Genomic DNA, 25049 nt, shown 5'->3' with positions numbered 1-25049 from the left:
GGGTCTTGGCCCCCTCGCGGTGACCAAGACCCCGGGCTTTTCCATGACGTTTACACGCTCGTAAGATGGAAGAACACCGGTCGAAACCCAAATGGGTAGACTGACCAGCATGAGCGAAACCACGAATATGAGCGGCCCCCGGACCCCGATCGGACCCGGAGAGGGCGGTACAAGGCAAACAGACGGGAACAGGCCCCTGGTGGAGCTTTCCCATGTGGAGAAGCACTACGGCAGCCTCCACGTCCTCAAGGACATCAACCTCCACGTGGACACGGGCGAGGTCCTGGTGGTGGTCGGTCCTTCCGGCTCTGGCAAGTCGACCATGTGCCGGACGATCAACCGCCTGGAGTCCATCGATTCCGGTGTCATCAGGATCGACGGTGAGCCCCTGCCACAGGAAGGCAAGGAGCTGGCCAGGCTGAGGGCCGAGGTCGGCATGGTCTTCCAGTCCTTCAACCTCTTCGCCAACAAGACCATCCTGGAGAACATGACCCTGGCACCCATGAAGGTCAGGCACATGTCCCGCAAGGATGCGGATGACATGGCCATGGACCTACTGGCGCGGGTGGGTGTGGAGTCCCAGGCCTCCAAGATGCCCTCCCAGCTCTCCGGCGGGCAGCAGCAGCGTGTGGCCATCGCCCGGGCACTGGCCATGCAGCCCAAGATCATGCTCTTCGACGAGCCCACCTCCGCATTGGACCCCGAGATGGTCAACGAGGTGCTCGACGTCATGATCGAACTGGCCAACGAGGGCATGACCATGATCTGCGTCACCCATGAGATGGGCTTCGCCCGCAAGGCCGCCGACCGGGTGGTCTTCATGGCGGACGGCCGCATCCTGGAAGAGGGCAGGCCGGATGACTTCTTCGAGCATCCCAAGACGAAGCGTGCCCAGGATTTCCTCTCCAAGATCCTGACCCGCTGAGCAGGCGGTGGAGGAGTTTGGTTGAGACGGTTCGGAGAGAGGACAAGGGCATGAGAATGAACAAGGAGGGCACCAGAGGGGGGACGGGGCGGTTCTTGCGCACCCTGACCGCCCTGGTCTGCGCCCTGGGTTGCCTCTTCTCCCTGTCGGCCTGCGGGACCGACAAGGAGGCGGGGAAGATACGGATAGGGATCAAGTTCGACCAGCCTGGTCTGGGCTTCAAGAAGGCCGGGACCTACGTGGGTTTTGATGTGGATGTGGCCCAGTACATAGCGGAGAAGATGGGCTACGGAGAGGATGACATCATCTGGAAGGAGGCACCCTCCAAACAGCGTGAGGCCATGCTGCAGAACGGCGATGTGGACATGATCCTGGCCACCTACTCCATCACCGACGAGCGCAAGAAGGCGGTCTCCTTCGCGGGCCCCTACCTGGTGGCCGGCCAGGACCTCCTGGTGAGGAAGGGGGACCATGCCATCTCGGGCCCCCAGGACCTGAACGGGAAGCGGCTGTGCTCGGTCACCGGTTCCACCTCGGCCATCACGGTGAAGAAGAAGTTCTCCAAGGAGGTCCAGCTGATGGAGCAGCCCGGTTACGCCGAATGCGCCACCGCCCTCTTCTCGGGGATCGTCGATGCCGTCACCACCGATGACATCATCCTGGCGGGACTGGCCTCGGCCTCACGGGGTCGGTTGGAGGTGGTCGGCCAACCCTTCACCCAGGAGTATTACGGGGTGGGGATCAAGAAGGGCGACAAGGCCCTGGCAGCCAAGATCAACGCCGCCCTCAAGGACATGATCGCCAACGGCTCCTGGCAGCGGGCGCTCGAGTCCAACACCCAGGGAGCCAACTTCAAGCCGAATCCCAAGTACAATCCGCCCGTACCGAATGAGGGGGAGTGACCATGGGTTCCATACTCGAACTTTTCAGTGAATACGACATACCCGGGGCCTTCCTGGTCAACATCGAACTGACCTTCTGGTCGGCCATATTCTCCATGATCCTGGGCTTGGTCCTGGTCGTCATGCGCATCTGCCCGGTCTCCTCACTGAGGGCCGTGGGCCGGGGGTATGTCGAGTTCTTCCAGAACATGCCCCTGACCATCATCATGGTCTTCATGGTCCTGGGGGCCTTCGCCCAGCTCAAACTGAGTTTCTCGGACACCTTCTCGGTCAACTTCTTCTGGCTGGCCGTCACCGGTCTGTCCCTGTACACGGCCGCCTTCGTATGCGAGTCCCTCCGGTCGGGAATCAACACCGTCCCACAGGGGCAGTCCGAGGCTGCGAGGGCCCTGGGGCTGGACTTCTACCAGTCGGCTTCGCAGATCATCCTTCCCCAGGCCTTCCGGGGATCGGTGGCCCCTCTGGGAAACACCTTCATAGCCCTGCTCAAGAATTCAACCGTGGCCGCTGCGGCTTCGGTGGCCACTGAAAGCTCGTCGCTGATGAGCGAGATGATCGAGTTCCACGCCAATTCGATCGTGGCGATCTTCCTCATCTTCGCCATGGGCTACGTGATCCTGGTCCTTCCGATCGGGGCCCTGACCACCTTCCTGTCCAACAAGCTCGCAGTGAGGAGGTGACCGGGATGGCACGAGAAAGCGAGAGTTCGCTCCTCTTCGATGAGCCGGGCCCCAAGGGTCGCCGTAAGATACGTATCATCAACTGGCTGGCCGTGGCGGTCTTCGCCGTCATCCTCTTCCTGGTCCTGGCCCGCCTTCACAACCCACCGGACGGCGAGAACCAGCTGAGCTGGGAGCTCTGGAAGCCGGCCTTGGACTATGAAGCCTGGTCCGACTTCTACCTGCCCGGCCTCTGGCTGACCGTCAAGGCGGCCGTCCTGGCGGTCATCGGAGCCGTGGTCTTCGGAATCGTCTTCGGCATCGGCAGGCTGCTGCCGGTGGCCCTGATCCGGGGGGTGGCCGGGGTGGTCGTCGAGTTCTGCAGGGCGGTTCCGGTCCTGCTGATGATGATCTTCTTCTGGCGGTGGTTCTCCTTTGCGGGTTTCAGTGAGGCCTCTTACTGGGCCGTGGTCCTGGGCCTGATCCTCTACAACGGATCCGTCGTAGCCGAGTTGGTCCGTTCGGGTGTGGGCAACCTGCCCAGCGGCCAGAGGGAGGCCTCCCTGGCTCTGGGCCTGACGCAGACCCAGTCCCTGATGCAGATCGAGGTGCCCCAGGCCATCTACGCCATGCTGCCTGCCGCCGTGACCCAGCTGGTCGTGGTCCTCAAGGACACGGCCCTGGGCTCGATCATCATGTACACGGACCTCCTCCAGGAGTCGCGCAGGCTGGGCTCCATGTACTTCAACATCCTGCAGACCCTGCTGGTCGCGGCCGTCATCTACTTCATCGTCTGCAACATCCTCTCCCGTTTCGCCCGCTGGCTGCCCAAGCACCTGCAGGAGCGGACGGCGGCGCCGGCGGAGGTCCTGGAGCCGGTGCCCCCCCTGGCCATCATGGATCCCTCCAACGTCAACCAGATAGCGGTGGCCAAGGAAGTGGACAAGGACCGGTACGGCGGGGCACCCCGCCAGTACCACGCCCACCACCGGGGCAGCAACGCCTCCATACGGCACTGGAAGCAGACCCGATACATCCAGGGGTACGACATGACCCAACCGGAGACCCTGGTGGATCACAAGTCGACCGAGATTCCCGACTTCCTGCGCCCTGTTCTCGAAGGGGGCAAGAAGAAGGGGAAGAGGTCCGAAGGAGGTGCCGCCGGCCGCGGTTCGACCCGTAGGGACCGGCCCGGAAGGACCGGCGGAGCCGTCCAGGACGGGTCTGCCGACGGGGCGGAGACGCCTCGGAATCGATCCGCCGACGGACAGGCGGGGGGCCGGGACGGAGATGACGGCCGGGATTAGTCCCGGAGCACCGGTTCGGCGGGGGAGGGAATCCCCCAGCCTTGTGGCGCCCCATCGGTAGACTGGAGGCATGTCAGTTTCTCTCCCACCTAAATCCCAAACCCCGGCCGATGGGGACGATCAGGCCAATCCGGAGGGCTTCGGCTCCCTGGGCAGGTTGGTGCCGGGGAGGGGGGAAGCCAGAAACCTGGATGAGGATGCCATCTACAAGCGCTTCTTCGGCTGGGTGGAAGGCAGGGGGATCACACCCTGGCCCCATCAGGAGGAGGCCGTCCTCTCCCTCCTGTCCGGCGATCACGTGATCCTCAACACGCCCACTGGCTCCGGCAAGTCCCTGGTGGCCCTGGCCATGCACTTCATAGCCCTGTGCACTGGGAGGCGGTCTTACTACACGGCCCCCATCAAGGCCCTGGTCTCCGAAAAGTTCTTCGACCTGGTCGAGGTTCTGGGTCGTGACATGGTCGGGATGATCACCGGGGACACCCACATCAACACCGAGGCCCCGGTCATCTGCTGCACTGCGGAGATTCTGGCCAACCAGGCCCTGCGTGAGGGCGACCAGGCGGATATCGGCTGCGTGGCCATGGATGAATTCCACTACTACGGTGACCCCGACCGTGGTTGGGCCTGGCAGGTCCCCCTGCTCACCCTGTCCCGCACCCAGTTCCTCCTCATGTCGGCCACCCTTGGAGATGTGACCGCCATAGCCGACGACCTGGAGGAGGACACCGGCATCCCCGTCGACGTGGTGGCCGATGCCCCGCGACCTGTCCCGCTGTCCTACAAGTATGTGGACACCCCCCTGCCCAACACGGTGGAGGAACTGATGGGGGCAGGACAGTCCCCGATCTACATCGTCCACTTCTCGCAGGATGCCGCTCTGGACACCGCCCAGGCCCTGTCCGGCAGCGGGGTGTCGAGCAGGGAGCAGAGGGACCGGATCAAGGAGGCCATGGCCGGAACCCGTTTCAGCACGGCCTTCGGCAGGATCCTCCAACGCCTCCTGCGCACCGGGGTCGGGGTCCACCATGCCGGCATGTTGCCCCGCTACCGCCGTCTTGTGGAGCAGCTGGCCCAGCAGGGCCTCCTCCCTGTCGTCTGCGGGACGGACACACTGGGAGTGGGCATCAACGTCCCCATCCATACGGTCCTCCTGACAGGGCTGACCAAGTTCGACGGGAACAGGATGCGCCGCCTGCGCGCCCGCGAGTTCCACCAGATAGCAGGTCGGGCCGGCCGCATGGGCTTCGACACCGAGGGCCTGGTGGTGGCCGAGGCCCCGGAGTACGAGATCGAAAACGCCAAGGCCGTGGCCAAGGCCGGCAACGATCCCAAGAAACTCAAAAAGATCAAACGGAAGAAGCCCCAGGAAGGCTTCGTGACCTGGGGTCAGGGGACTTTCGACAGGCTGGTCCAGGCCTCTCCCGAAACCCTGGTCCCACACTTGAAGATCACACACTCCATGGTCCTTAACGAGGTGGCCCAGGGCGGCGATGCCAGGCGGCGGGTGGACGACCTGATAGAGGACTCCCGCCAGACCCCCACGCAGAAGGAGGACCTGCAGGACAGGGCGGACGAGATCTTCGACACCCTGATCGATTCCGGGGTGATTGAAACGGAGCCCAGGAAGGACGGCGGTGAGGACTACTTCACCACGGTGGACCTGCCCGACAACTTCGCGCTGGACCAGCCCCTCTCTCCCTTCCTCCTGGCTGCGCTGGAACTTCTGGATCCAGATGACCCCTCCTATGACATGGACCTCATATCCATGGTCGAGGCCACCCTGGAGGACCCGAGGCAGATTCTGAAAGCCCAGCAGAGGCAGGCCCGGGATGCGGCCATGGCCGCCATGAAGGAGGAGGGCCTGGAGTACGACGACCGGGTGGAACGCCTCCAGGAGGTCACCTACCCCAAGCCTTTGGAGGAACTCCTGACCGAGGCCTTCGACCATTACTGCAAGGATGTGCCCTGGGCCAACGACTACGAGATCCACCCCAAGTCAGTCCTGCGCGACATGGTCGAAACGGCTTCGGACTTCAACGGTTACATAGCCCGCTATGGCATCTCCCGTTCCGAGGGGACCCTCCTGCGTTACCTGTCGGATGCCTACCGCGCACTGAGCCGAACGGTCCCCCAGGAGAACCTGGACGAGAGGCTGGGAGACATCGTGGCCTGGTTGGGTCTGATCGTCCGTTCGGTCGACTCCAGCCTGGTCGATGAGTGGGAGGCGGCAGGACAGGCCGAAGCCGGGGGAGGCCAGGCCTTGGATGCGGCCCCGCCCAAGGCCGCGGACCAGGTGGTGTCGGACCGGAGGGCCCTGAGGCTCCTGGTCCGCAACGCCATGTTCCGACGGGTCCAGCTTGTCGCCTTCGACCAGCCTGAGAAGCTGGCCCAGTTGGACGGGGACTGGGGGTATGGCCTGCGCGACTGGCAGGATGCCCTGGACGACCTCTACGAGGAGCATGAAGGAATCGGGACTGACGAAGAGGCCCGATCGGCAGATTTCTTCCACTTGGATGAGTCCGGGGAGCAGGGGGACCATACATGGAAGGTCCGTCAGATCTTCGACGACACGGAAGGCGACCATGACTGGGGCATCGCCGGCCTGGTCGACCTGGATGCCACCCAGGACCGGGGCGAGGTGGTTTTCAAGGAGTACCAGGTCGGTCCGATCGAGGACCTGCTGAAGGTCTGACCGGAGACCTCCGGGAGGCCTGTTCAGCGGATTTTCTCGATGTGGACCCTGCCAGAGCACCTCTGCGCGATTTCCTCGCCATGGGTGGAGACCAGGACCAGGGCCCCCTGGTCGGCCTGCTCCTGGAGGATATCCATGACCAGGTCGGCGTTACCTTCATCCAGGGCTGACGTGGGCTCGTCCGCCAGGATGACCGAGGGCTCCTTCAGCATGAGGCGGGCCAGGGCCACCCGCTGCTGTTCGCCGCCCGAGAGGGTGAAGATCTTCTTTCCCTGATAACCGGCCAGGCCCACCCTGTCCAGGACACCGGCCATCAGGCCATCCCATGCCTTCTTCCCCCCGTGCCCCTTCTTGATTTTCAGCGGGACCAGAAGGTTGCGCTCCACGCTCCAGGTCTCCACCAGGCCGTAGTTCTGGAAGAGGAAGCCGAGGACATCCCTCAGGCACTCCCTCTGGACCTTCTGGGGTTGTCCCTTCTTGCGGGCCTGGAAGGTCCAGGGGCCGTAGGTGATCTTGCCGGCGTTGAAATTCTCGAGCAGGCCGATGCAGTTGAGGAGGGTGGTCTTCCCCGACCCGGAGGCACCCGTGACTGCGGTCATCGCGCCCGACGGGGCCTGAAAGGTCAGACCGTTCCAGAGCGGCTTATCCCCGAACCTTTTCTCCAGCCCCTCCACTTTCAGCGTGAAGGATTCCTCTTTCAATGCGCTCATGGTTGTCATCTCCCTAAGGACGTTTGATGTCCGCCGCCTGGAAGCGGTGCTCGTAGATTCCGATCGACGACAGGGTCAGGGCGGCGGCCATGGCAAGGAGGCCGACGGCGATGCCCAGGTCGCTCCATGTGAACATGTGGCCCAGGACGGCCACTGCCAGGAGGGCCGCGACGCAGGCGGCGAATTCGCCGGCCAGGAAGGCCCGGTGCCGTCTGAAGAAGCCGTATCCATGGATCAGCTCCACAAAGGAGACCCTCCGTCGTTTCTCGCAGTAGACCGCAGCGCACACCAGGGTGGCCAGGACGACGGCGAAGGCCCCGAGAGCCAGTCCGATCAGGTCTCCCGTCTGCTCCCTCTGGGTTATGGCCAGGGTGGACATGATCGAGTCTTCGGCCCGGTCGATGGCCTGGAACTGGTCTCGTATTCCGGCCTGTGTCAGACGGCGGTCCAGTTCGTCTGCGTCGAAGAAGAGGAGGTGACCTTGGGAATTGGCGGCGACGAAGTCCAGACCGTCCTGGAGGCCTGACGAGGTGGACACAACCGCCACTATCGGGTCGTCCAGGTGGAAGATCTGCTGGTCCTCGGCCGGTTCGAAGTCAGTCCCTCTGAAGGCTGGGAGGCGCTGTCCGGACCGGGTTCTGACCACCGTCCCCTCGGGATGGCACCGGGTCGTCCGGCCCTTTTTCAGTTCCTCCTGGCACATCTCATCGAAGGATCTGACATATGAGGCCAGGAGCTCATCGACATCCCCACGGTAGGAGTCCGGAATCAAAAGGCTGAACCGTTGGCCCTGGCTGTCGGTCTCCCTCATGGTCTTGCCGTGGGAATCCCGGATGCCGATCAGTCGCAGATAGGTCGGGTTGACGATCATCGACTTGTACCCGTTATTCTCGTATGGCATCAGGGGATCCTTGGCGATTTCGTCCCACCCTTCCTGGCTGCTCGGCGGGTCGTTGCTGTAGGCTTCCAATACCTTGCCCTCATCATCCATGCGGCGGATGACGGACATGAACTCGCCGGCCTTGTCAATCTGTTCCTCTGTTCCGCTCTCCAAGGAGAACCTGGCAAGGTAGGCATCGGGGATGAGCGACCACTGGCTCAGCTCCTTTCTGGTCTGGCTGACTGCGTGCAACCTGTTCAAAGAGCCTGAGGCGGTGCCGAATATCAGGGCCAGGACGATCACCTGGACGACCCCGGCCATGATGCCGTCCCCGACCCTGGTCCCTTCACCGTCGATGGTCAGGGCTATCCGGCCCCTCAAGGTGGAAGCCCCTCCCAGGGCCACGATGAGGACGAGGGAAAAGACCAACAGGCCCAGGAGGATTCCCCCTGTGGTGAGCAGGAAGCGGGTCAGTTGGTTGAAATGGTTGTAGAACCAGAGGAAGGGGAGACCTACGATGGCCACCCCGAGTAGGCCTAGGGCGAAGACGCGGAGGAAATCGGCCAGTTCGGCGGCCAGAATCTGGCCGGCATTGTATCCGTGCAGGCTCTTTATGGCATGGATCTTCCGGTTGGATGAGATGGAATAGGAAAACGCCACGATCAAGGCCAAGGCTCCGATGGCCAGGGGGGCGCCCAGGCTTCCCACACCCAGGGAATAAAGAAGGGCCCCGATCCAGGTGCCGACGTCTATTCGCATGGTAATCCTGTGCGAGGCCAAATCCGACATGATCGCCCGCAGCTGGGAAGAGGAGGCGTTTGCGGCATAACTTCCCCGCAGATCTTCGGTGCTTATGTCGGCGGCCGCCCTCACCTCCGTTTTCATTGTCGAAGGGGAGAAGACCGGGTAATCAAATGCCCCCTGACGGTCGAACCCCTCCCTGTCGCCTATGAAGACGAAAAGCCTCCGGGACCGCAGGGAGTCGCCGTCGGCCGCACTGATCTTGTAGATGTTGATCTTGTATTTCTCAGCCGTCTTCTGCAGGAGTGACAGGGCCTGCTCCTTATCGCCGGTGTCGACCCGTGAGATTTCGAAAGCGGTGCTTGTCCCGGCCGGCAGCTCGTCGTCAAGCACCGTGAACATGAAAAAACTCAGCACGGAAGCGATGCATATGGTTATCCAGACGGTCATTTTCGCTATCCGGTTCACATCGTCCTCGATTCAGCTGCAGCTGGGGCGATACGATTCCTCCCGTCTTCCTTGCGGATGAGGACCTGGCATCCATTGGGGTCACACAGGAAAGCGGTGAAGTTCCCAGCATCGCCTTCCAGTTTCGTGCCTCAACCCGATTGCGTCAAATCATGTGGGGAAGCAGGGGACGGTCCAGGCAAAGGTCCCGCCCATGGCAGGACCTGTCTGCCCGCCTTTGATATGCCGGCGGGGAACCGGGATGGCCCGGGACCGTCCGTTGGGATCACAGGACCTTTGACAGGAAGGTCTTGAGCCTGGGACTGTGGGGGTCGCCGAAGATCTGCTCGGGCGTGCCCTCCTCCTCGATGACGCCTGCGTCCGTGAAGATGACCCTGGAGGAGACCTCCCTGGCGAAGGCCATCTCGTGGGTCACCAGGATCATGGTCATGCCGCCCTGGGCAAGGGATCGAATCACCTCCAGCACATCGCCCACCATCTCAGGGTCCAGTGCGGATGTTGCCTCGTCGAAGAGCATGATCTCAGGGTTCATGGCCAGGGCCCGGGCGATGGCGACACGTTGCTGCTGCCCGCCGGACAGGGACTGTGGGCCCGTGTCGGCCTTCTCCTTGAGGCCGACGATGTCCAGGAGGTCAAGGGCCTGCTGGTAGGCATCCTCTTTGGGGGTCTTGCGGAGCATGGTGGGGGCCAGCATGATGTTCTCGGCCACGCTCATGTTGGGGAAGAGGTTGAAGTGCTGGAAGACCATTCCCACGTGTTCCCTGACCCTGTCGATGTTGGTCTTCGGATCCGAAAGGTCCATGCCGAAGACGACCACCCTGCCGCTGGTCGGCGTCTCCAGTCCGTTGATGCAGCGCAGGAGGGTGGACTTGCCGGCACCGGAGGGGCCGATGATCGAGATGACCTCGCCCGAGGCCACCTCGATGTCTATCCCCTTGAGGACCTCGGTGTCGCCGTACTTCTTGTGCAGGTCGATTATCTGCACGGCAGCACCGGCTTCGCCCTTGGCCTCCTTGGCCTGGCGGGTCCTTATCCGCTGGGTCAGACGGTCGGTGTTCATGTCGGCGATTTCCAGGTCGTCCTGGTTGTTTGTCGTGAGTTTCATCGATTCATCCTTTTGTCAAGTTTGTTGGCCAGCCAGGTGAGCAGGCTGATGGCCACGAAGTAGATCACTCCGACCATGAAGAGGGTCTCGGTCACGCGGAAGTTGGCCGCGTATATCTGCTGGGCCTGGTAGAGCAGCTCTCCGAAGCCGATGGCCAGGAGGAGGGAGGAGTCCTTGAGCATGATGATCAGTTGGTTGATGATCGAGGGGGTGGCGATTTTGACGGCCTGGGGGAGGATGACCCGGCGCAGGGACATCCGGCGGGTCAGGCCCAGGGACCGGGCCCCTTCCATCTGGCCCACGTCCACGGACTGGATGGCCCCTCTCACGATCTCGACCAGGTAGGCCCCGGAGTTCAGGGCAAGGGTCAGGGCGCCCGCCACCCAGATGCTGACCTTGTGGCCGATGAGCTGGGGGACCCCAAGGTAGAAGAAGAAGGCCCAGACCAACACCGGGGTCCCCCTGAAGACGGCCACGTAGATCCTGGCTATCCAGCTGAGGATCCTGTTCGGGCTGATCCTCCACAGGCCCAGGACCAGACCGATGACCAGGGCGATGGCAAAGGCGATCGCGGTGATCAGCAGGGTGTTCTTCAGACCCAGCATGAGGGCGGGGAAGGACTGCCTGACCAGGCCGAAGAATCCGGGGCGCTCGGTCTTGACGGCCGTCTGCCCGGCCTTTTTGCCGACATATCTGTCGAGGATCTTTCCGTATTCGCCGTTGGTCTTGAGCTTGGCCAGGCCCTCGTTGAAGGCGGCCAGGAACTCCCTGTTGGCCCCCTTGTTCACGGCCAGGCCGTATGAACCGCCCGGGACCTTGTCGGTCACCGTTTTCAACCCGTTGCCCTGTTTGATCCCGTAAGCAAGGACAGGGTAGTCGTCGATCACGGCCTGGGCGTTGCCGGACTTGACCATCTCGTACATGGTCGATGACTGATCCACCGATTTGACCCGGAAACCGTATTGGTCGGCCTTGCGCCTGGCGAAGGCTTCGCCTTCGCTGCCGGTCTTGACCGCTACCGTGGCTCCTTTGAGATCCTCATACCCCTTGATCTGGTCGTTGCTCTCGGCTATGGCCATCTGCACGCCGGAGTCGAAGTAGGGGTCCGAGAAGTCATAGGCCTGCTTGCGTTGCTCGGTGATCGTCATGCCGGCCATGACGGCATCGGCCTGCTTGGAGGTGAGGGCCTGGAGGGCCGCATTGAAACCGAGTGACTGGATCGTGACTTCGAACCCCTCGGTCTTGGCTATCTCCCGGATCAGGTCCATGTCGATGCCGACCAGGTCACCGGTCGTGTCCCTGAATTCGAAGGGGGCGAAGGTCGTGTCGGTGGCTATGCGGAAGGTCTTGCCTCTGACGGCATCCGACACGCTCGAAGCCTGGGCGGGGGCGGCGGGTCCGGCCGCCAGTCCGATGAGTGCGGTCAAGGCCGTCAGGGAGGCGATCAGGACCGCAATCCACCCCCTGACCCGCTTGGGCCGGCTGCTTCCGACTGCTGTGACAGGCATCAATGCATCGCTCCTTACTCACTGCTCATTCAGAGTGCATTCGTATCAGTACACAAATCCAACTTGCCTGAATCTCGTTCCTTACAATGCCGACAGGCTACGGCACACAGGTTGCGCAAAGATTGCGTGGACCTTACGGAAATCGAACAAGACAGGGCAGCAGCCTATTCCGTCCGCCTTCCACTTCGCTTATAGCGATAGGTCCGGCCGCCTATGTCCGGTCGGCGGTCCGTGACCGCCCGGCCAGGAGGACCTGCCGGGGCCGGGCCCCGGGTTTGTCCTATGCTGGAAGCGAGGGGGCAGGCCCCAGGCCGTGCGTCCCCATTCCCGGAAGAGAGAGGTGGCCATGGCAGACGACTTGTTCCAGGCGGCGGACGCTCCCGAGGAGCACACCCTTCCCCTGGCGGTCCGCATGCGTCCCCGGACCCTGGATGAAGTGGTGGGTCAGGACAAGGCGATCGGTCCGGGCAGTCCCCTGCGCAGGCTGTCCGAGGCAGGGCCGGGCAACCGGCTGACAGCCCCCAGCTCCGTCATCCTCTTCGGCCCCCCCGGGGTGGGCAAGACCACCCTGGCATATATTGTGGCGCATCAATCAGGCAGGGCCTTCGAGGAGGTCTCGGCCGTGGACTCCGGTGTCAAGGAGGTCCGGGCCGTCCTGGCTCGGGCCCGTGAGCGTCTGGTCAGCGAGGGCCGGGAGACGGTCCTCTTCATCGACGAGGTCCACCGTTTCTCCAAATCACAACAGGACGCGCTCCTGCCCAGCGTGGAGAACCGTGACGTCACCTTCATGGCTGCCACGACCGAGAATCCCAGCTTTTCCGTCATATCCCCCCTCCTCTCGCGCTCGGTGGTGGTCAAGCTCGAATCCCTGGGTGACGACGATATCCGCGGCCTGGTCGAGAGGGCCGTCAAGGACCCTCGCGGGCTGGACGGCCGGGTCCGGGTGGACGAAGGTGCCTTGGACCAGATCGTCAGGCTGGCCGGGGGGGATGCCCGCAAGGCCCTGACAGTCCTGGAGGCGGCGGCGGGAGCCGTCACCCCGAAGGGCCCCCGTGTCAAGGGCTCCCGTCGACCCCTGGTGGGGGCCGACACGGTGTCATCGGTGATGGACATGGCCGCAGTCCGCTACGACAAGAAGGGCGACAACCACTACGATGTGGCCTCGGCCTTCATCAAGTCCATGAGGGGGTCGGATGTGGATGCCTCCCTCCACTACCTGGCCAGGATGATCAGGGCGGGGGAGGACCCCCGTTTCATCGCCCGTAGGATCATGATCGCCTCGGCCGAGGAGGTGGGGATGGCGGCCCCGCAGATTCTTCAGATCACCGTGGCTGCGGCCCAGGCCGTGGCCATGGTGGGAATGCCCGAGGCCAGGCTGATCCTGTCCGAGGCGGTCATCGCCGTGGCCACGGCGCCCAAGTCCAATGCCAGTTATCTTGCGATTGACCAGGCTCTGAAGGACGTGGACGAGGGCCATATAGGCCAGGTGCCCCTTCACCTGCGGAACGCGCCCACCCGTCTGATGAAGCAGTGGGGGAACCATGAGGGCTATCAGTATGCCCATGATGCCCCGGGGGCCGTTGCCCCCCAGCAGTACATGCCCGACGAACTGGTCGGGCGCGAGTATTACCACCCCAACGACCGCGGCTATGAGAGGGAGGTCGCCCCCCGCCTGGCGGCCATCAGGTCTATTCTGAAACAATCATCAGCCCGGACGGCCCCTGAGGGGAGGGACGGGCGGAATGAAGGGAAGACCGATGCCAAGGGAAAGGATGAATGATGGTTGCCACCGGGGAGAACCTTGCACAGGGCCGGGCCGGGTCCCGGGGGGATGTCGACTTCTATGGGGCCGCCTGGTGCGGTGACTGCCGCAGGTCCAAGGCCTGCCTGGACCGTCTGGGCGTGTCTTACCGCTACCATGACGTGGAGAGCGAGGAGGGGGCGGCCGAGGAGGCTGAAAGGATCAGTGGCCTCAAACACATCCCGGTCATCCGTCTGGGTGACGGAAGTGTCCTTGTGGAGCCCAGCGACACCCAGCTGGCTTCGGCCCTGGGCCTGGAGGTCTGAAAGGCCCTCCTGACTTTTGCCGAGGTCCGGGCGGTCTCGCTCCTGCTTATGTGCAAGGAGGTCCCTCCCTGAGGTGGGGAGGGACCTCCTTTATGACAAGCCCGCACGGGGGGGGGGCTGCCGATGGTGTCCTGCCGGTTTCAGACCTTCAGGGGGTGCAGGCACCACCTACCCGATTTCCGGTCACCGGTCACCGGCCAGGAGCTTGTTGTAGACCGCACGAAGTTCCTTGTGGAAGGCGTCGGGGTCTATGCCTGGGTTTTGGGCGAACAGGTCGGACCACCACTTGTTGATGGCGGCGATTCTCGTCTTGGCCAACTTGACCCCGGTTTCGCTCAGATTGATGACGTTGACCCTCCGGTCGGCCTCGTTCTGCTGCCTGGTGACATAGCCCGAGTCGGTCAGGATCTTGAGGTCCCTGGCCAGGAGGCTGGGGTCTATGCAAAGGTCCTTGGCTATCTGCCGTTGGCTCAGGCCGGGATGATCACTGAGGTACATGATCAGGTCGTTTTGTGTGCCACGGACAGATTCCTCCATGGTCTGCCTATTGAAGTCGATCTTCGAGTGCCTGTAGATACCGGATATGCTGGCACTCAATTGATGATATTGTTTTTTCTTCAGCATTTTCCCCCTATTACTAATGTAAATGTTTGAATTATCAACATTGACCTCTAACTCGTCGGCGATTTTTCCATCAACTGACCCCTGTTTTCCCCTGTTCTGCAGAGGTTGTCTTTATTATTTTAGAGCATAGGGGCGGATAATGCTGGTCTATCAGGTTTGTTTTCTCTGGTGTGTCTCACGGACTTTTCCGCGGTTTCCCCGCCTTTTGGCGGTAAACGAGAAGGGCTTGACCGTCTGCACCTGTAACGGTTTACGCTTGAAGATATAATTGTCCATGTTTTTAGCCGACATTTATGTGATGAAAGCGTAGTATGAGAGTTCTCGATTTTGACGGCACCGTGTACAAGGGGGCCAGTCTGCTCGACTTCTATCTCTTCACGATCCGGATGGACCCAAGGGTCCTGAGTTTTCTTCCCGTCGCCCTGCGCTACGCCCTTCTCTATCGAATGGGCAGGGTGACCCTGAATCAGATGGACCATGCCATGAGGACGATAGGGCACCGATACCTGCTTCTCCTCCACTCCAAGCCGGGCTTTGATTTGGAGGATGCCGTCAGCAGGTTCTGGGACGGCCATATGGACAGGATCATGGACTGGTATTCACCCAGGGAGGATGACGTGGTCCTGACAGGGAGTTTCGACGTCGTCGTCGGTGAGGCCTGCCGCAGACTGGGAATCGGGACCTGTGTGGGTTCCAGGCTGACCCCCGACCACCTTGGGGTGGAGTATCTCAACTTCGGGCCGGCCAAACCCGGCCACTTCAGCCAGGTGTGCGGCAAGGAGGCCCGTGTGGACGCCTTTTTCACGGACAGTGAATCAGACCGTCCCATGATAGACATGGCCGAACACGCCTACCTGGTCAGCAGGGGCAGGGTGACCAAAATCAAGTAGGAGGACCACCGGTGGGATGGCCACCCCGGTCGTGAACAAGCACAAAAAGGGAGGGGCGGTCCCTTTGCCGACCGCCCCTCCCTCATGGCAGGGGGGGCGAGTCCTCCTGGAAGGTGGGCCCCCTCCCTGCAACGGTCAGGACTCGAAGGGGTATCTCATCGACCACTTGCCCCTGATCGAGTCCATCAGCTCCATGATTCGTATCGTGTCCTCGTGCCTCATCTCCGGGCACTCGCACCGTCCGTCCAGGATGGCGTTGGCTGCGCTCGCCACCTCGTACTCATACCCGGTCAGCTGTTCGGGGATGGTCAGGGTCTCCACCAGTTCGTGGTTCTTGCCGTAGATGGACATGGTCTTGATGTTGTTGACACCGTCGCATACCAGATAGCCGTCGGATCCCCAGATGCTTGCCCTTGCATCGCAGTTGGAAACCATGGAGCAGGTGGACAGGCCCATTGTCCCGTCCTCGTAGAAAAGGGCCGTGGAACTCTGCTCGTCCAGCCCGTTCTCGTCGAAGGTCCCATCGGTGGTGATGCGGGAGGGGGATTTGGGCCCGAAGGCCATGTCCAGGAAGTTCAGGGTGTAGACGCCCATGTCCAGGAGGGCTCCGCCGGCCAGGTCCGGGTCGCTCATCCTGGCCATCCGGTGGTTGTCCCCGCACAGGGTGGCGCTCCCCGTGCGGATCCGGCCCAACCGTCCGGAGTCGATGACCTTTTCCAGCATGGTGCGGGAGGGCATGTAGCGGGGCCATATGGCCTCGGCGCACAGGAGGTTGGAGCGCCGGGCCACGGCGATGACCTGTCGCGCCTGGTCGGCATTGACTGTGAAGGACTTCTCCACCAGGACGTTCTTGCCGGCCCTCAGGCAGGAACAGGCCTGGCTGGCATGGAAGTTATGGGGGGTGGCGATGTAGACAAGGTCGACCTGGGGGTCCTCCATGAGTTCCTCATACGATCCGTAGGAGACCGGGAACCCGTAGGTGTCCGCGAAGGCCTGGGCCCGTTCCTTGCTGCGGGAGGCCACGGCGTAGGGGGTGACCAGGTCACGGTAGCGGTCGTCCTTGGTCATCATCGACAGGGTCCGGGCCATCTGATGGGCTATGCCGCCGGCCCCCAGTATGGCCACTTTGACCTTGAGACCCTCCTCTTGCGCTTCCCGTCTTTTACCGTTCAGTCTGCTCACCTTTAAGCTCCTTTGCGTGTGGGTTCTCGCCGGCGAGTCATCCGGGACCCCCTCCACCTTGATCGCAGGGTCCATCCCGCCGACTCACTAAACCATGTTACCGGCAGGCTGGGTCAGGATCGGACCGACACGATCTGCCGGTACAGTTCCTCCAGGGTCGTCTGGGCATGTTCCCGGTCCAACTGGCACTCCCAGACGGTGAAGACCCGCCACCCCATACCGGTGAGTTGTTCGATCTGAGCGGCATCGCGCCGCTTGTTCCGTGTGAGTTTTGCCGTCCAGAACTCCACATTCGACTTTGGTATGGAGACCTTGGAACAGCCCTGGTGCATGTGCCAGAAGCAGCCATTGACAAAGACGATGGCATTCCACTTGGGCAGGACCACGTCGGGATGACCGGGGTAGCGTCTGTCATTCTTGCGGAATCTGAGGCCGCGGGCGAACAGGTAGCTGCGCACCTGGCGTTCGATCCCGGTCTCCTTGCCCCGGATTCTCGACATGGTGTAACTGCGTGTGCCGCGCTCATATGTGCCGCGACTCATGGTCCTGCGACCCTCTTTCCCGGTCTTGAATCCCTTTTGGGTCCCTTTGTCCTTCCTGTGCCTGGTCCGAACCCGGGGGGTGGGAGCATCTGTCCGGAGATAGGGGGAGGGGGGCGGCCCCCGCCCGCCCCATTTGTGCGGGCTTATCCACGGCCCACCCCCGGGGGGGGGGCCGCCCGGGGCCCCCCCCCCTCCCTGGTTCAGGCCCTTTCGATCCCCTCGATCATGGCGGGCTCCAGGGGCCTGTCCGAGGCATCGGTCTCCAGGGCATCCAGGGCGTCCACCACCTTGCGGGAGTCATCGTCAGCCACCTGTCCGAAGATCGTGTGATGTCCGTTCAGCCAGGGGGTGGGGACCGTGGTGATGAAGAACTGGGAACCGTTTGTCCCGTGGGTCCTGCCCGTCCGGGGATCCCTGCGCAGGCCGGCGTTGGCCATGGCCAACTTGTAGGGCTCGTCAAAGGTGAGGGAGGGGTCGATTTCGTCATCGAACTCGTAGCCGGGCCCGCCGGTCCCGGTCCCCAGGGGGCAGCCGCCCTGGATCATGAAGTCCTTGATGATCCGGTGGAAGGTGAGCCCGTCGTAGAAGGGGTCCTGCCGTCGTTCACCGGTCGCCGGGTCCGTCCACTCTTTGTCTCCCTCCGCCAGGGAGAGGAAGTTGGCTACCGTCTCGGGGGCCTTGTCGTCGAAGAGGTCCAGACGGATGTCCCCTGCGGATGTGTGCATGATGATAGTTGTCATACCCTGATTGTGTCATGTCAGGCCGACCCCCCCCCGAGGCCTGGGCCGCCCGCCCCGCCGCCTCTTCGTGGTGGGGGCCCGGTGGGGCCCCGAGTGGGGCCGGTCGAGGACTGCCGGCATGGGCTGCCGGCATGGGGTCAGTATATGGATGAGCCGAAGGGCATGATGGCCAGGCGGGCCATCTTCAGACTCTGAAGGCCGAAGGGTATTCCGATTATGGTGACCATGTTGATCAGGCCCGCCAACAGATAGGCCAGGGCCAGCCACCAGCCGCCCAGGACGATCCAGACGATGTTGAGGAAGGTCGAACCCAGACCGCCCCCGTAAACGACCCTCCTCCCGAATGGGGCCAGGGTCAGGCCGGCCATCTTGAAGGCCTGGATGCCCAGGGGGATGCCCACGACACTCAGACAGAGCACGAGCCCGACCAGGACCCAGCCCAGCGCGATGACCAGACCCCCCAGAAGAATCCAGATGATGTTGCCTATCAGTCTCATGTCGCTTCCCGACTTTCCCTCGTGTCGCTCACGTGTTTCGAGCCTTTCCTTCGGAATCCGTCAGATTCCCCTCCGGCCGGTCGAAGGGCCTCACCCCGGTTTTCCCGGCCGGACCGGGCCCCGCCTCCCGACCTGCCGGGGTCCTGCAGGCAGTTCGGGGCTGTCGGCCGGTGCATCCTGAGCCGAGGCTGGCGTCCCCGTCATCACCGAGGGCGTCCACCACCGCCCTGGTCGCGGCCGTCACATCCTTCATGACTGCGTTTACCCTCCTGCGGCGTTCGCCTGAGGTCAGGGCTGCCTGCCCCCCACAGGGGGGTCGGTCAGTCAGTGCATCCATCAAGCGCATTCCGGACTGGAGTATTCCCCTGGTCACCTCCACACCGGTCCAGGCCCCCTCGGGGCGCAGGGCCCGCCAGGCATCGATCAGGGGTTGATTGACGGCACGGTGGAAGTCCACCATGGCCTGCTTGGGGGGTCGTTCGGCTAGGGGAGCGGTACCGGCCCGACCCCCGGCGGTCGTCGCGTAGCGGAAGGCCCGCCTGAAATCCTCGTCGTTGTCTCCGGCATACAGGTCCATCAGCCACCCGTGACCATGTTCCCCGGCCTGGCTGAGATTGGTCCTGGTCCATACGACGATGGTCTCGGCCGGGTCCTCCACCCCATCCAGGGCCTGTGTAAGCGCCCTTGACCAGCTGGGCAGGTGACGTTCGAGCACCAGATCGCACAGGGCGTCGGCATCTTTTGCATATCGGTAGATGGAGTTCCTGGCCAGGCCGGTCTTCCTGCCGACCGCCGCCATGGTCAGCGCCCGCCTGCCACCGGTGCGCAGGATGGATTCGGCCGCCTGGATGATGCAGGTCCGGGTGGCCGTCCTGTGTTCGCTCAGTGTGGCCTCCTTGATTCGGGGCAAGCCTGTCACCTCTCTTTCCTCCCGTCGGGCCCCTCTGAGCGGGGCGTGGCTGCGTTCCCGACGGCCGTCCGGCAGACGGGGCCCGACTGACCGTTCAGGGTCGTGCCTTCATGCGGCCGGACAGGCAGCCGGTTTTGGGTGCATGCGGATTGCAGTCGGCCGGGTCGCTCGATATGTGGGCCCCATCTTATGGCCCCAGGTCTGTGTCGGCCACGGGCGGGCCCGCATTTACACACTTCCTGTGTACTGGGTTGACGCAGGTCGCTCCGGGTGGGGAGCGGATGGATGGCGTGGCAGGCTTGCCTCGGGGTTTTTCGGGACGTATAGTCTCAAAAGCTGTGACAGGGTTCTCGGCGGTCGACGGTTTCACGGAGGGAAGAGCATGAAGGAAGTCAGCGGATCGGGCCTGAAACAGGCTCCTGCCATCCAGAAGGGGAAGGCGACTGGTCGGGCGGGGGAGGGAAGACCGTCCCCCGACGATGGGGGAGGCCTGACGGCGCCCCCCTGGAAGGCGCTCTGGGTGTTGGCATTGGGTCTGGCCATGATTGTCCTGGACTCCTCGATCGTCAACGTATCCATCCCGGCCATCATCAGCGCCATACACATCGACCTGTCAACAGCACAGTGGGTCACCGCCCTCTACAGCGTCATCCTGGCGGCCCTTCTGCTGCCCTCTGGACGTCTGGGCGACATGTACGGGCGCAAGCGGATCCTCCAGGTTGGGACGGTCATCTTCGTGGCCGGATCCATCTTCGCCGCCTGCGCAGGCAACGGGACCGTCCTCCTCCTGGCCAGGGTGGTCCAGGGGATTGGAGGCTCCCTGGTCATGCCCAGCACCCTGTCGACGGTTTCGGCCACCTTCCGTGGCCGGTACCGGGCCACCGCCTTTGGGGTCTGGGGGGCGGTCATGTCGGCGGCTGCCGCCGTCGGCCCCCTTCTGGGCGGCATCTTCACTTCCACGATCGGGTGGCGGTGGATCTTCCTCGTCAACCTCCCGCTGGGATTGATCGTCTTCCTCGCTTCCATCCCCTACGTCCCCGAGAGTCAGGCGGCAGGGGCCGGTGACGGCGACAGGCTCGGCCTGTTCGGTGATTGGGCGGGCATCGTCCTGTCCGCATTGGGGTCGGCGCTGGTGGTCTTCGCCCTGATAGAGGGTGGGACGTACGGATGGGTGCGTCCGTCGGCGACCATGGCCCTGGGGCCCGTCTCCTGGTCCAAGAAGGCCGCCATCTCCCCCATACTGCCCTGTCTCCTCCTGGGCCTGGTCCTTCTGGCCGTCTTCGTGCACGTGGAATTGGGCCGCAAGAGGACGGGAAAAATCGTCGTCCTGGATGTCACCATGTTCACGATCGGCACTTTCGGTTGGGGGAATCTGACCGCCGCCATCATCAACGCCGGCCAGTTCGCCGTCATCTTCATACTTCCCCTCTACCTGATAAACGCCAGGGGGCTCTCCTCCCTCCAGGCCGGGGTCGTCCTTGCCGTGATGGCCCTCGGCTCGGTGGTTTCCGGCGGCATGGCCCGGTTCGTCTCCGCCCGCCTGGGCGCCGGTGGAACCGTGCAGTTGGGACTGGGGTTGGAGATCCTGGGGGTGGCCGGGTCCGCCCTCCTCATGAACGATTCGGTCGGCGTGTGGACCATCATGGTGACCCTGGTGGTCTATGGCCTGGGGCTGGGCTTCGCCTCTGCACAGCTGACCAGCCTGGTCCTCTCCGGTGTCCCCATCGAACAATCCGGTCAGGGTTCGGCCACCCAGTCCACCATCCGTCAATGGGGCACCGCCTTGGGCGCGGCCGTCTCGGGCAGCATCCTCTCAGGTGCCGTCGGCCTGGTCCTGCCCGGCCGACTGGCCCAGGTCGGAGGACTGTCGGGAGGGGAGGCATACGGCCTGACCCAGGCCCTCAAATCGTCGGCCGGCAACGTCATCCCGGTCATGAGGGCCCAGGGTGTCCATGGGAGGTTCGGCAGCCTGGGGCCAGCCGTGACCGGGGCTTTGACGGACGGGTTCACTCGGTCAGGGCAGCTGGCTATGGGTTTCGCATGCCTCCTGCTCGTCATCGGTCTTCTGGCATCCGTGCAGGTGCGCAGGGCCGCCCAGAGGGCCGGTGCCGACAGGGCATGACGGGGTCCCCGGTTGTCGTGCCGGCCGTTCGACCGCTTCAGCCCTTTTCGTATGATTCGACCGCGGAATAGGGCAGTCCCGTCAGGTCCTCCACCACGGCCCTGGTCTCAGGGTCCACGTCGGCCTTGCTGCCGCCGGCCCTGAGACGGGAGGTCTCCGCCGCAAGGATGCCGTCCGTCCTGCGGTCTATGTCCAGCCGACGCGAGATGACCCAGCAGATTGACATGTTCAACGCGAACCAGCCCAGGAGGAGGGCCGCCAGGGTCAGCTGGGCGCCCCTGGGCTGGCTTGGACGGGAGGCGTCGAACCCGCTGGCGGCGAGGATCAGGCCGATCGAGGTGGTCACGACCCCCGAGCAGATCTGCCTCAGACAGGACTGGAGGCCACCGAAGGTGGCCGACCTGTTCTTCCCCGTGATTATCTGGTCCACATCGGCTATCAGGGGGAAGACGCTCCAGGGGATGAAACCGCACAGGGATTTGAATGCGAAGAAGAAGAGGCAGCCCAGCACCGTGAAGATGGTCCAGGCCGGGTCCTTCAGATGGCCTGCCAGGAGCCAGGAGGCGGTCAGCCAGGCGACACCGGTCAGACAGCCTGCGAAGTTGATCGCGTAAAGGCGCTTGGGTCCTATGGTGTTGACGGCCTTGCCGAAGAGGGGCATGAGGGGCAGCGAGATGAAGACGGAGCTCAGCATCAGGGAGCCGAAGGTCGCCGACCTGTCCCAGTCGAAGAGGACGAAGAACATGAAGGTGCCGCCGAAGGCGTCCATGGACATCTGTACCAGGAGGTAGATGGCCAGGTGCCGGCGGAAGGTGGCTATGCGCAGGGTGGACAGGTACTCCCGGCCCATCCTGGCCAGGTGCCGCCACCAGGTCAGGGCGGGCCGCCCATGGCCTTCCGGGTTTCCCCCCGCGGCCGTCTGCCCGTCCTGCCCGTAGCCCGCCTGACTGGGTGTCAGCTCCCAGGTGGTCCTCCATGTGTGGAAGACGGCCAGGCAGAAGAGGAGGGTGAAACCCATGCCGAAGACCTGGTAGGAGAGCGCCCTCCCCTCACCCAGGAGGGCCAGGACGCCGCTTGCCACCAAGGGGATGAGAGTGCAGGAGAGGGTGGAGATGAAGAGCCTGGTGGTCGTCAGTAGGGTCCTGTCCTGATAGTCCTCGGTCATCTCGTTTGGCAGGGCCCCGTAGGCGGTCTGGAAGAGTTGGGTGGTCACGATCCAGATCATGAAGACCGCCAGGTAGGCCCAGGCAGGCAGGCCGGGCACCCACAGGAGGATGCCGAAGAGTATCAGTGGACAGGAGACGGCCAGGATGAGGTGCCTCCTGCCGAACCGCCTGCCCAGGCGGTGACGGAAGAGCCCGTCGCCGAAGGCGCCGAAGCAGAGGGCGGCCAGGGCGCTGACGAAGGCCGCCGACCCCAATATCCCCTGGGCCGTCTGTATGTTCAGTCCGCAGAACCTGGTCCAGAAGAGGGCCACGTATGAGGCGTTGATCACCTGATTGCCGCCCCCGTAGAAGTCCCCGGCCCCGAATCCGACGGCGTCCCTGAACCGGATGGGACCTCCCTGTCCCGGCACCCGGTAGGGGAAGGAGGAGGGCCCCTCCCCGGTTCCCTTCGATCGCTCTATCGATGCAGATGGCACAGGTGCCATACTAAGCCCGCCGTCCGGGACCGCCAAGTCGGCCGGTCAGGCAGGGGGAGAGGCCTTGGCGGGGCGCAGCCCCGGTGCGGGGTCAGCCTGCCCTAGAATCTGACAGTATGGACAAGCATGAGAATTCAGAGGTCACCCCATCGCAGGGAGGGGAGGACCGGGCCATGTCCCCCCTGGTCTTCGCCCTGGCCCAGATCGACACCTGCGTGGGCGACCTGGCCGGCAATGCGGGCAAGGTCATGGAATATGCGGCCAGGGCCGCCCGGCACGGGGCGAGGGTCGTGGTCTTCCCGGAAATGACACTGACGGGTTACCCCATCGAGGATCTGGCCCTGCGTGCCACCTTCCGGAAGGCTGCGTGGAGTCAGGCCAACGACCTGGCCGAGCAGCTGGACAAGGCCGGACTGGGTCCCCTTTACGTCATCGTGGGCACGGTGGGCACCGACCATGACGGGGACCGGCCCCGCAACCGGATGGTGGTCCTCCACCGGGGTGTTGTCTGGGCTGGTTATGACAAGCACTTCCTGCCCAATTACGGGGTCTTCGACGAATACCGTATCTTCACGTCAGGGCAGCGTACCGTCATTCTCGACATCGACGGGCACCGGGTGGGTCTGGCCATCTGCGAGGACATCTGGCAGGAGGGCGGGCCGGTCCAGGAGATGGCCGAGCAAGGGATCGACCTCCTTCTGACCATCAACGGGTCCCCCTACGAGGAGGGCAAGGGGCATGTGCGCATGGACCTGGCTGCCCGCAGGGCCCGGCAGGTCGGAGCACCTGTCATGTATGTCAACCAGGTGGGCGGCCAGGACGACCTGGTCTTCGATGGCGGCAGTTTCGTCATCAGTCCCTCCGGTGACCTTCTGGAGCGCTCGCCCCAGTTCATCGAGCACCTGGGGTATTGGACCCTGCCGGCCGCTGGCGACGAGGCCGGCTGTCAGGTCGGGCCGCATGCCGTCATGGCCGCGGACCTGGCGGGAGATGAGGAGGTCTATCGGGCCTGTGTGCTCGGGCTGAAGGATTACATGGCCAAGAACCACTTCACGGGGGTCTGCCTGGGCCTGTCCGGAGGGATCGACTCGGCCCTGGTCGCCGCCATGGCCGCAGACGCATGCGGGGGAGGGAACATCTGGGGGATTTCCATGCCCAGCCGCTACTCATCCCTGGGGTCCAAGGACGATGCTGCCGACCTGGCCTCCCGCCTGGGCGCACGTTACGAGATCCAGCCCATCGCCACCGAGTTCGAGGCCTTCCAGCAGATGCTCCACCTCGAAGGGGTGGCAGAGGAGAACATCCAGGCCAGAATCCGCGGTGTCATAGTCATGGCCTATTCCAACTCGCATGGCCTCCTGGCCCTGGCCACGGGGAACAAGTCGGAACTGGCCTGCGGGTATTCGACCATTTACGGCGATGCCGTGGGCGGTTACGCCCCCATCAAGGACCTCCTGAAGACCAGGGTGTGGGATCTGGCACGCTGGCGCAACGAGCGGGCCCGGCAGGAGGGGAAGACCGAGCCCATCCCCGAGAACTCCATCGTCAAGCCTCCCAGCGCAGAACTGAGGGAGGGTCAGAAGGACTCAGACTCCCTGCCCGACTACCGGCTGCTGGACCAGGTCCTCTCCGCCTACATCGAAAAGGCCCATGGGCGGGCGGACCTCCTGGCCGACGGATTCGACGGCGACACGGTCGACACGGTCATGCGCCTGGTGGACAGGGCCGAGTGGAAGCGGCGGCAGTATCCTCTGGGTCCCAAGGTGACCGGCCTGGCCTTCGGCCGCGACCGCAGGCTCCCGGTCACCAACGCCTTCAGGGAGTGACGGTGGCCGTCCGGGAGCTGACCGCCGGGGGGGGGGGGGCCCCGGCGGGGGCCCCCCCCCCCGGCCTGCCGCTTTCAGCCCCAGGAGGAAACCGTGCCTTCAGTGTG

At 63.7% G+C, this 25049-nt stretch carries 21 protein-coding genes; 10 read left to right on the top strand and 11 right to left on the bottom strand.

Features of this window, described 5'->3' with window-relative positions:
* Nucleotides 1-127: 127 nt before the first annotated feature.
* The 5 genes from V6584_RS04695 (at nt 128) to V6584_RS04675 (ending at nt 6488) form a co-directional block, all read left to right on the top strand.
* On the top strand, nt 128-925 hold the full coding sequence (locus V6584_RS04695) for an amino acid ABC transporter ATP-binding protein (RefSeq protein ID WP_340469745.1): 798 nt from the start codon (nt 128-130) through the stop codon (nt 923-925).
* A 50-nt stretch (nt 926-975) separates the two neighbouring features.
* On the top strand, nt 976-1827 hold the full coding sequence (locus V6584_RS04690; RefSeq protein ID WP_404802594.1) for a glutamate ABC transporter substrate-binding protein: 852 nt from the start codon (nt 976-978) through the stop codon (nt 1825-1827).
* Nucleotides 1828-1829: 2 nt separating this feature from the next.
* Complete coding sequence (locus tag V6584_RS04685) at nt 1830-2507, top strand: amino acid ABC transporter permease (protein WP_340469305.1); 678 nt, start codon at nt 1830-1832, stop codon at nt 2505-2507.
* 5 nt (nt 2508-2512) lie between these two features.
* Complete coding sequence (locus V6584_RS04680; protein ID WP_340469304.1) at nt 2513-3793, top strand: amino acid ABC transporter permease; 1281 nt, start codon at nt 2513-2515, stop codon at nt 3791-3793.
* Nucleotides 3794-3863: 70 nt separating this feature from the next.
* Nucleotides 3864-6488: a DEAD/DEAH box helicase gene (locus V6584_RS04675; protein ID WP_340469302.1), complete on the top strand. Its 2625-nt coding sequence runs from the start codon at nt 3864-3866 to the stop codon at nt 6486-6488.
* A gap of 23 nt (nt 6489-6511) precedes the next feature.
* Here the strand turns inward: V6584_RS04675 and V6584_RS04670 are convergent, their stop codons facing one another.
* From V6584_RS04670 to V6584_RS04655, 4 genes are all read right to left on the bottom strand, one after another.
* On the bottom strand, nt 6512-7198 hold the full coding sequence (locus V6584_RS04670; RefSeq protein ID WP_340469301.1) for an ATP-binding cassette domain-containing protein: 687 nt from the start codon (nt 7196-7198) through the stop codon (nt 6512-6514).
* 13 nt (nt 7199-7211) lie between these two features.
* A complete protein-coding gene (locus V6584_RS04665; RefSeq protein WP_340469300.1) occupies nt 7212-9269 on the bottom strand; it encodes a bacteriocin-associated integral membrane family protein in 2058 nt (685 codons plus the stop codon).
* A 283-nt stretch (nt 9270-9552) separates the two neighbouring features.
* Nucleotides 9553-10392: an amino acid ABC transporter ATP-binding protein gene (locus tag V6584_RS04660; protein ID WP_340469299.1), complete on the bottom strand. Its 840-nt coding sequence runs from the start codon at nt 10390-10392 to the stop codon at nt 9553-9555.
* Nucleotides 10389-11900: an amino acid ABC transporter substrate-binding protein/permease gene (locus tag V6584_RS04655; RefSeq protein WP_340469298.1), complete on the bottom strand. Its 1512-nt coding sequence runs from the start codon at nt 11898-11900 to the stop codon at nt 10389-10391. The genes V6584_RS04660 and V6584_RS04655 overlap by 4 nt, the downstream gene beginning before the upstream one ends.
* Before the next feature lie 346 nt (nt 11901-12246).
* Here V6584_RS04655 and V6584_RS04650 point away from each other — a divergent pair, with 346 nt between their 5' ends.
* Together V6584_RS04650 and V6584_RS04645 are read left to right on the top strand one after the other, a co-directional pair.
* A complete protein-coding gene (locus V6584_RS04650; RefSeq protein WP_340469297.1) occupies nt 12247-13680 on the top strand; it encodes a replication-associated recombination protein A in 1434 nt (477 codons plus the stop codon).
* Nucleotides 13677-13967, top strand: coding sequence for a glutaredoxin domain-containing protein (locus tag V6584_RS04645; protein WP_340469296.1), 291 nt, complete (start codon nt 13677-13679; stop codon nt 13965-13967). Before V6584_RS04650 ends, V6584_RS04645 begins: the two co-directional genes overlap by 4 nt.
* A 183-nt stretch (nt 13968-14150) precedes the next feature.
* Here V6584_RS04645 and V6584_RS04640 read toward each other — a convergent pair whose 3' ends face one another.
* Nucleotides 14151-14564 carry a MarR family winged helix-turn-helix transcriptional regulator gene (locus V6584_RS04640; RefSeq protein ID WP_340486226.1) on the bottom strand — a complete coding sequence of 138 codons (414 nt, stop codon included), beginning with the start codon at nt 14562-14564 and terminating at the stop codon, nt 14151-14153.
* Nucleotides 14565-14902: 338 nt separating this feature from the next.
* On the opposite strand from V6584_RS04640, the gene V6584_RS04635 reads away from it, so the two are divergent.
* On the top strand, nt 14903-15481 hold the full coding sequence (locus tag V6584_RS04635; RefSeq protein WP_340469294.1) for a haloacid dehalogenase-like hydrolase: 579 nt from the start codon (nt 14903-14905) through the stop codon (nt 15479-15481).
* Nucleotides 15482-15616: 135 nt separating this feature from the next.
* Here V6584_RS04635 and V6584_RS04630 read toward each other — a convergent pair whose 3' ends face one another.
* The 5 genes from V6584_RS04630 to V6584_RS04610 form a co-directional block, all read right to left on the bottom strand.
* Complete coding sequence (locus V6584_RS04630; RefSeq protein WP_340469293.1) at nt 15617-16663, bottom strand: Gfo/Idh/MocA family protein; 1047 nt, start codon at nt 16661-16663, stop codon at nt 15617-15619.
* A 113-nt stretch (nt 16664-16776) separates the two neighbouring features.
* Nucleotides 16777-17205: a very short patch repair endonuclease gene (locus tag V6584_RS04625; protein WP_340469292.1), complete on the bottom strand. Its 429-nt coding sequence runs from the start codon at nt 17203-17205 to the stop codon at nt 16777-16779.
* 200 nt (nt 17206-17405) lie between these two features.
* Nucleotides 17406-17945, bottom strand: coding sequence for a peptidylprolyl isomerase (locus tag V6584_RS04620; protein ID WP_340469291.1), 540 nt, complete (start codon nt 17943-17945; stop codon nt 17406-17408).
* A 137-nt stretch (nt 17946-18082) separates the two neighbouring features.
* Nucleotides 18083-18442: a YccF domain-containing protein gene (locus V6584_RS04615; RefSeq protein WP_340469290.1), complete on the bottom strand. Its 360-nt coding sequence runs from the start codon at nt 18440-18442 to the stop codon at nt 18083-18085.
* Nucleotides 18443-18470: 28 nt separating this feature from the next.
* Nucleotides 18471-19352 carry a TetR/AcrR family transcriptional regulator gene (locus tag V6584_RS04610; RefSeq protein ID WP_340469288.1) on the bottom strand — a complete coding sequence of 294 codons (882 nt, stop codon included), beginning with the start codon at nt 19350-19352 and terminating at the stop codon, nt 18471-18473.
* A 382-nt stretch (nt 19353-19734) separates the two neighbouring features.
* Between V6584_RS04610 and V6584_RS04605 the strand changes: the two genes are divergently transcribed.
* Entirely contained in the window at nt 19735-21474 is a 1740-nt protein-coding gene (locus tag V6584_RS04605; RefSeq protein ID WP_340469286.1) for an MFS transporter, read from the top strand.
* Nucleotides 21475-21511: 37 nt separating this feature from the next.
* On the opposite strand, the gene V6584_RS04600 is transcribed toward V6584_RS04605, so the two are convergent.
* Nucleotides 21512-23116, bottom strand: coding sequence for an MFS transporter (locus V6584_RS04600; RefSeq protein ID WP_340469285.1), 1605 nt, complete (start codon nt 23114-23116; stop codon nt 21512-21514).
* 173 nt (nt 23117-23289) lie between these two features.
* Between V6584_RS04600 and V6584_RS04595 the strand changes: the two genes are divergently transcribed.
* The gene (locus tag V6584_RS04595) at nt 23290-24942 is read left to right on the top strand and encodes an NAD+ synthase (protein WP_340486279.1); all 1653 of its coding nucleotides are present in this window, start codon (nt 23290-23292) and stop codon (nt 24940-24942) included.
* Nucleotides 24943-25049: the final 107 nt, after the last annotated feature.

Source organism: Bifidobacterium favimelis, from assembly GCF_037963085.1.
Taxonomy (GTDB): Bacteria; Actinomycetota; Actinomycetes; order Actinomycetales; family Bifidobacteriaceae; genus Bombiscardovia; species Bombiscardovia favimelis.
This window is presented reverse-complemented; position numbering and strand designations above follow the sequence as displayed.

Bases quoted from the DNA above. Each gene is read 5' to 3' on its own strand.
- V6584_RS04695 (WP_340469745.1), top strand. From the start codon at position 128: ATGAGCGGCCCCCGGACCCCGATCGGACCCGGAGAGGGCGGTACAAGG.
- V6584_RS04690 (WP_404802594.1), top strand. From the start codon at position 976: ATGAGAATGAACAAGGAGGGCACCAGAGGGGGGACGGGGCGGTTCTTG.
- V6584_RS04685 (WP_340469305.1), top strand. From the start codon at position 1,830: ATGGGTTCCATACTCGAACTTTTCAGTGAATACGACATACCCGGGGCC.
- V6584_RS04680 (WP_340469304.1), top strand. From the start codon at position 2,513: ATGGCACGAGAAAGCGAGAGTTCGCTCCTCTTCGATGAGCCGGGCCCC.
- V6584_RS04675 (WP_340469302.1), top strand. From the start codon at position 3,864: ATGTCAGTTTCTCTCCCACCTAAATCCCAAACCCCGGCCGATGGGGAC.
- V6584_RS04670 (WP_340469301.1), bottom strand. From the start codon at position 7,198: ATGAGCGCATTGAAAGAGGAATCCTTCACGCTGAAAGTGGAGGGGCTG.
- V6584_RS04665 (WP_340469300.1), bottom strand. From the start codon at position 9,269: ATGACCGTCTGGATAACCATATGCATCGCTTCCGTGCTGAGTTTTTTC.
- V6584_RS04660 (WP_340469299.1), bottom strand. From the start codon at position 10,392: ATGAAACTCACGACAAACAACCAGGACGACCTGGAAATCGCCGACATG.
- V6584_RS04655 (WP_340469298.1), bottom strand. From the start codon at position 11,900: ATGCCTGTCACAGCAGTCGGAAGCAGCCGGCCCAAGCGGGTCAGGGGG.
- V6584_RS04650 (WP_340469297.1), top strand. From the start codon at position 12,247: ATGGCAGACGACTTGTTCCAGGCGGCGGACGCTCCCGAGGAGCACACC.
- V6584_RS04645 (WP_340469296.1), top strand. From the start codon at position 13,677: ATGATGGTTGCCACCGGGGAGAACCTTGCACAGGGCCGGGCCGGGTCC.
- V6584_RS04635 (WP_340469294.1), top strand. From the start codon at position 14,903: ATGAGAGTTCTCGATTTTGACGGCACCGTGTACAAGGGGGCCAGTCTG.
- V6584_RS04625 (WP_340469292.1), bottom strand. From the start codon at position 17,205: ATGAGTCGCGGCACATATGAGCGCGGCACACGCAGTTACACCATGTCG.
- V6584_RS04620 (WP_340469291.1), bottom strand. From the start codon at position 17,945: ATGACAACTATCATCATGCACACATCCGCAGGGGACATCCGTCTGGAC.
- V6584_RS04615 (WP_340469290.1), bottom strand. From the start codon at position 18,442: ATGAGACTGATAGGCAACATCATCTGGATTCTTCTGGGGGGTCTGGTC.
- V6584_RS04605 (WP_340469286.1), top strand. From the start codon at position 19,735: ATGAAGGAAGTCAGCGGATCGGGCCTGAAACAGGCTCCTGCCATCCAG.
- V6584_RS04595 (WP_340486279.1), top strand. From the start codon at position 23,290: ATGTCCCCCCTGGTCTTCGCCCTGGCCCAGATCGACACCTGCGTGGGC.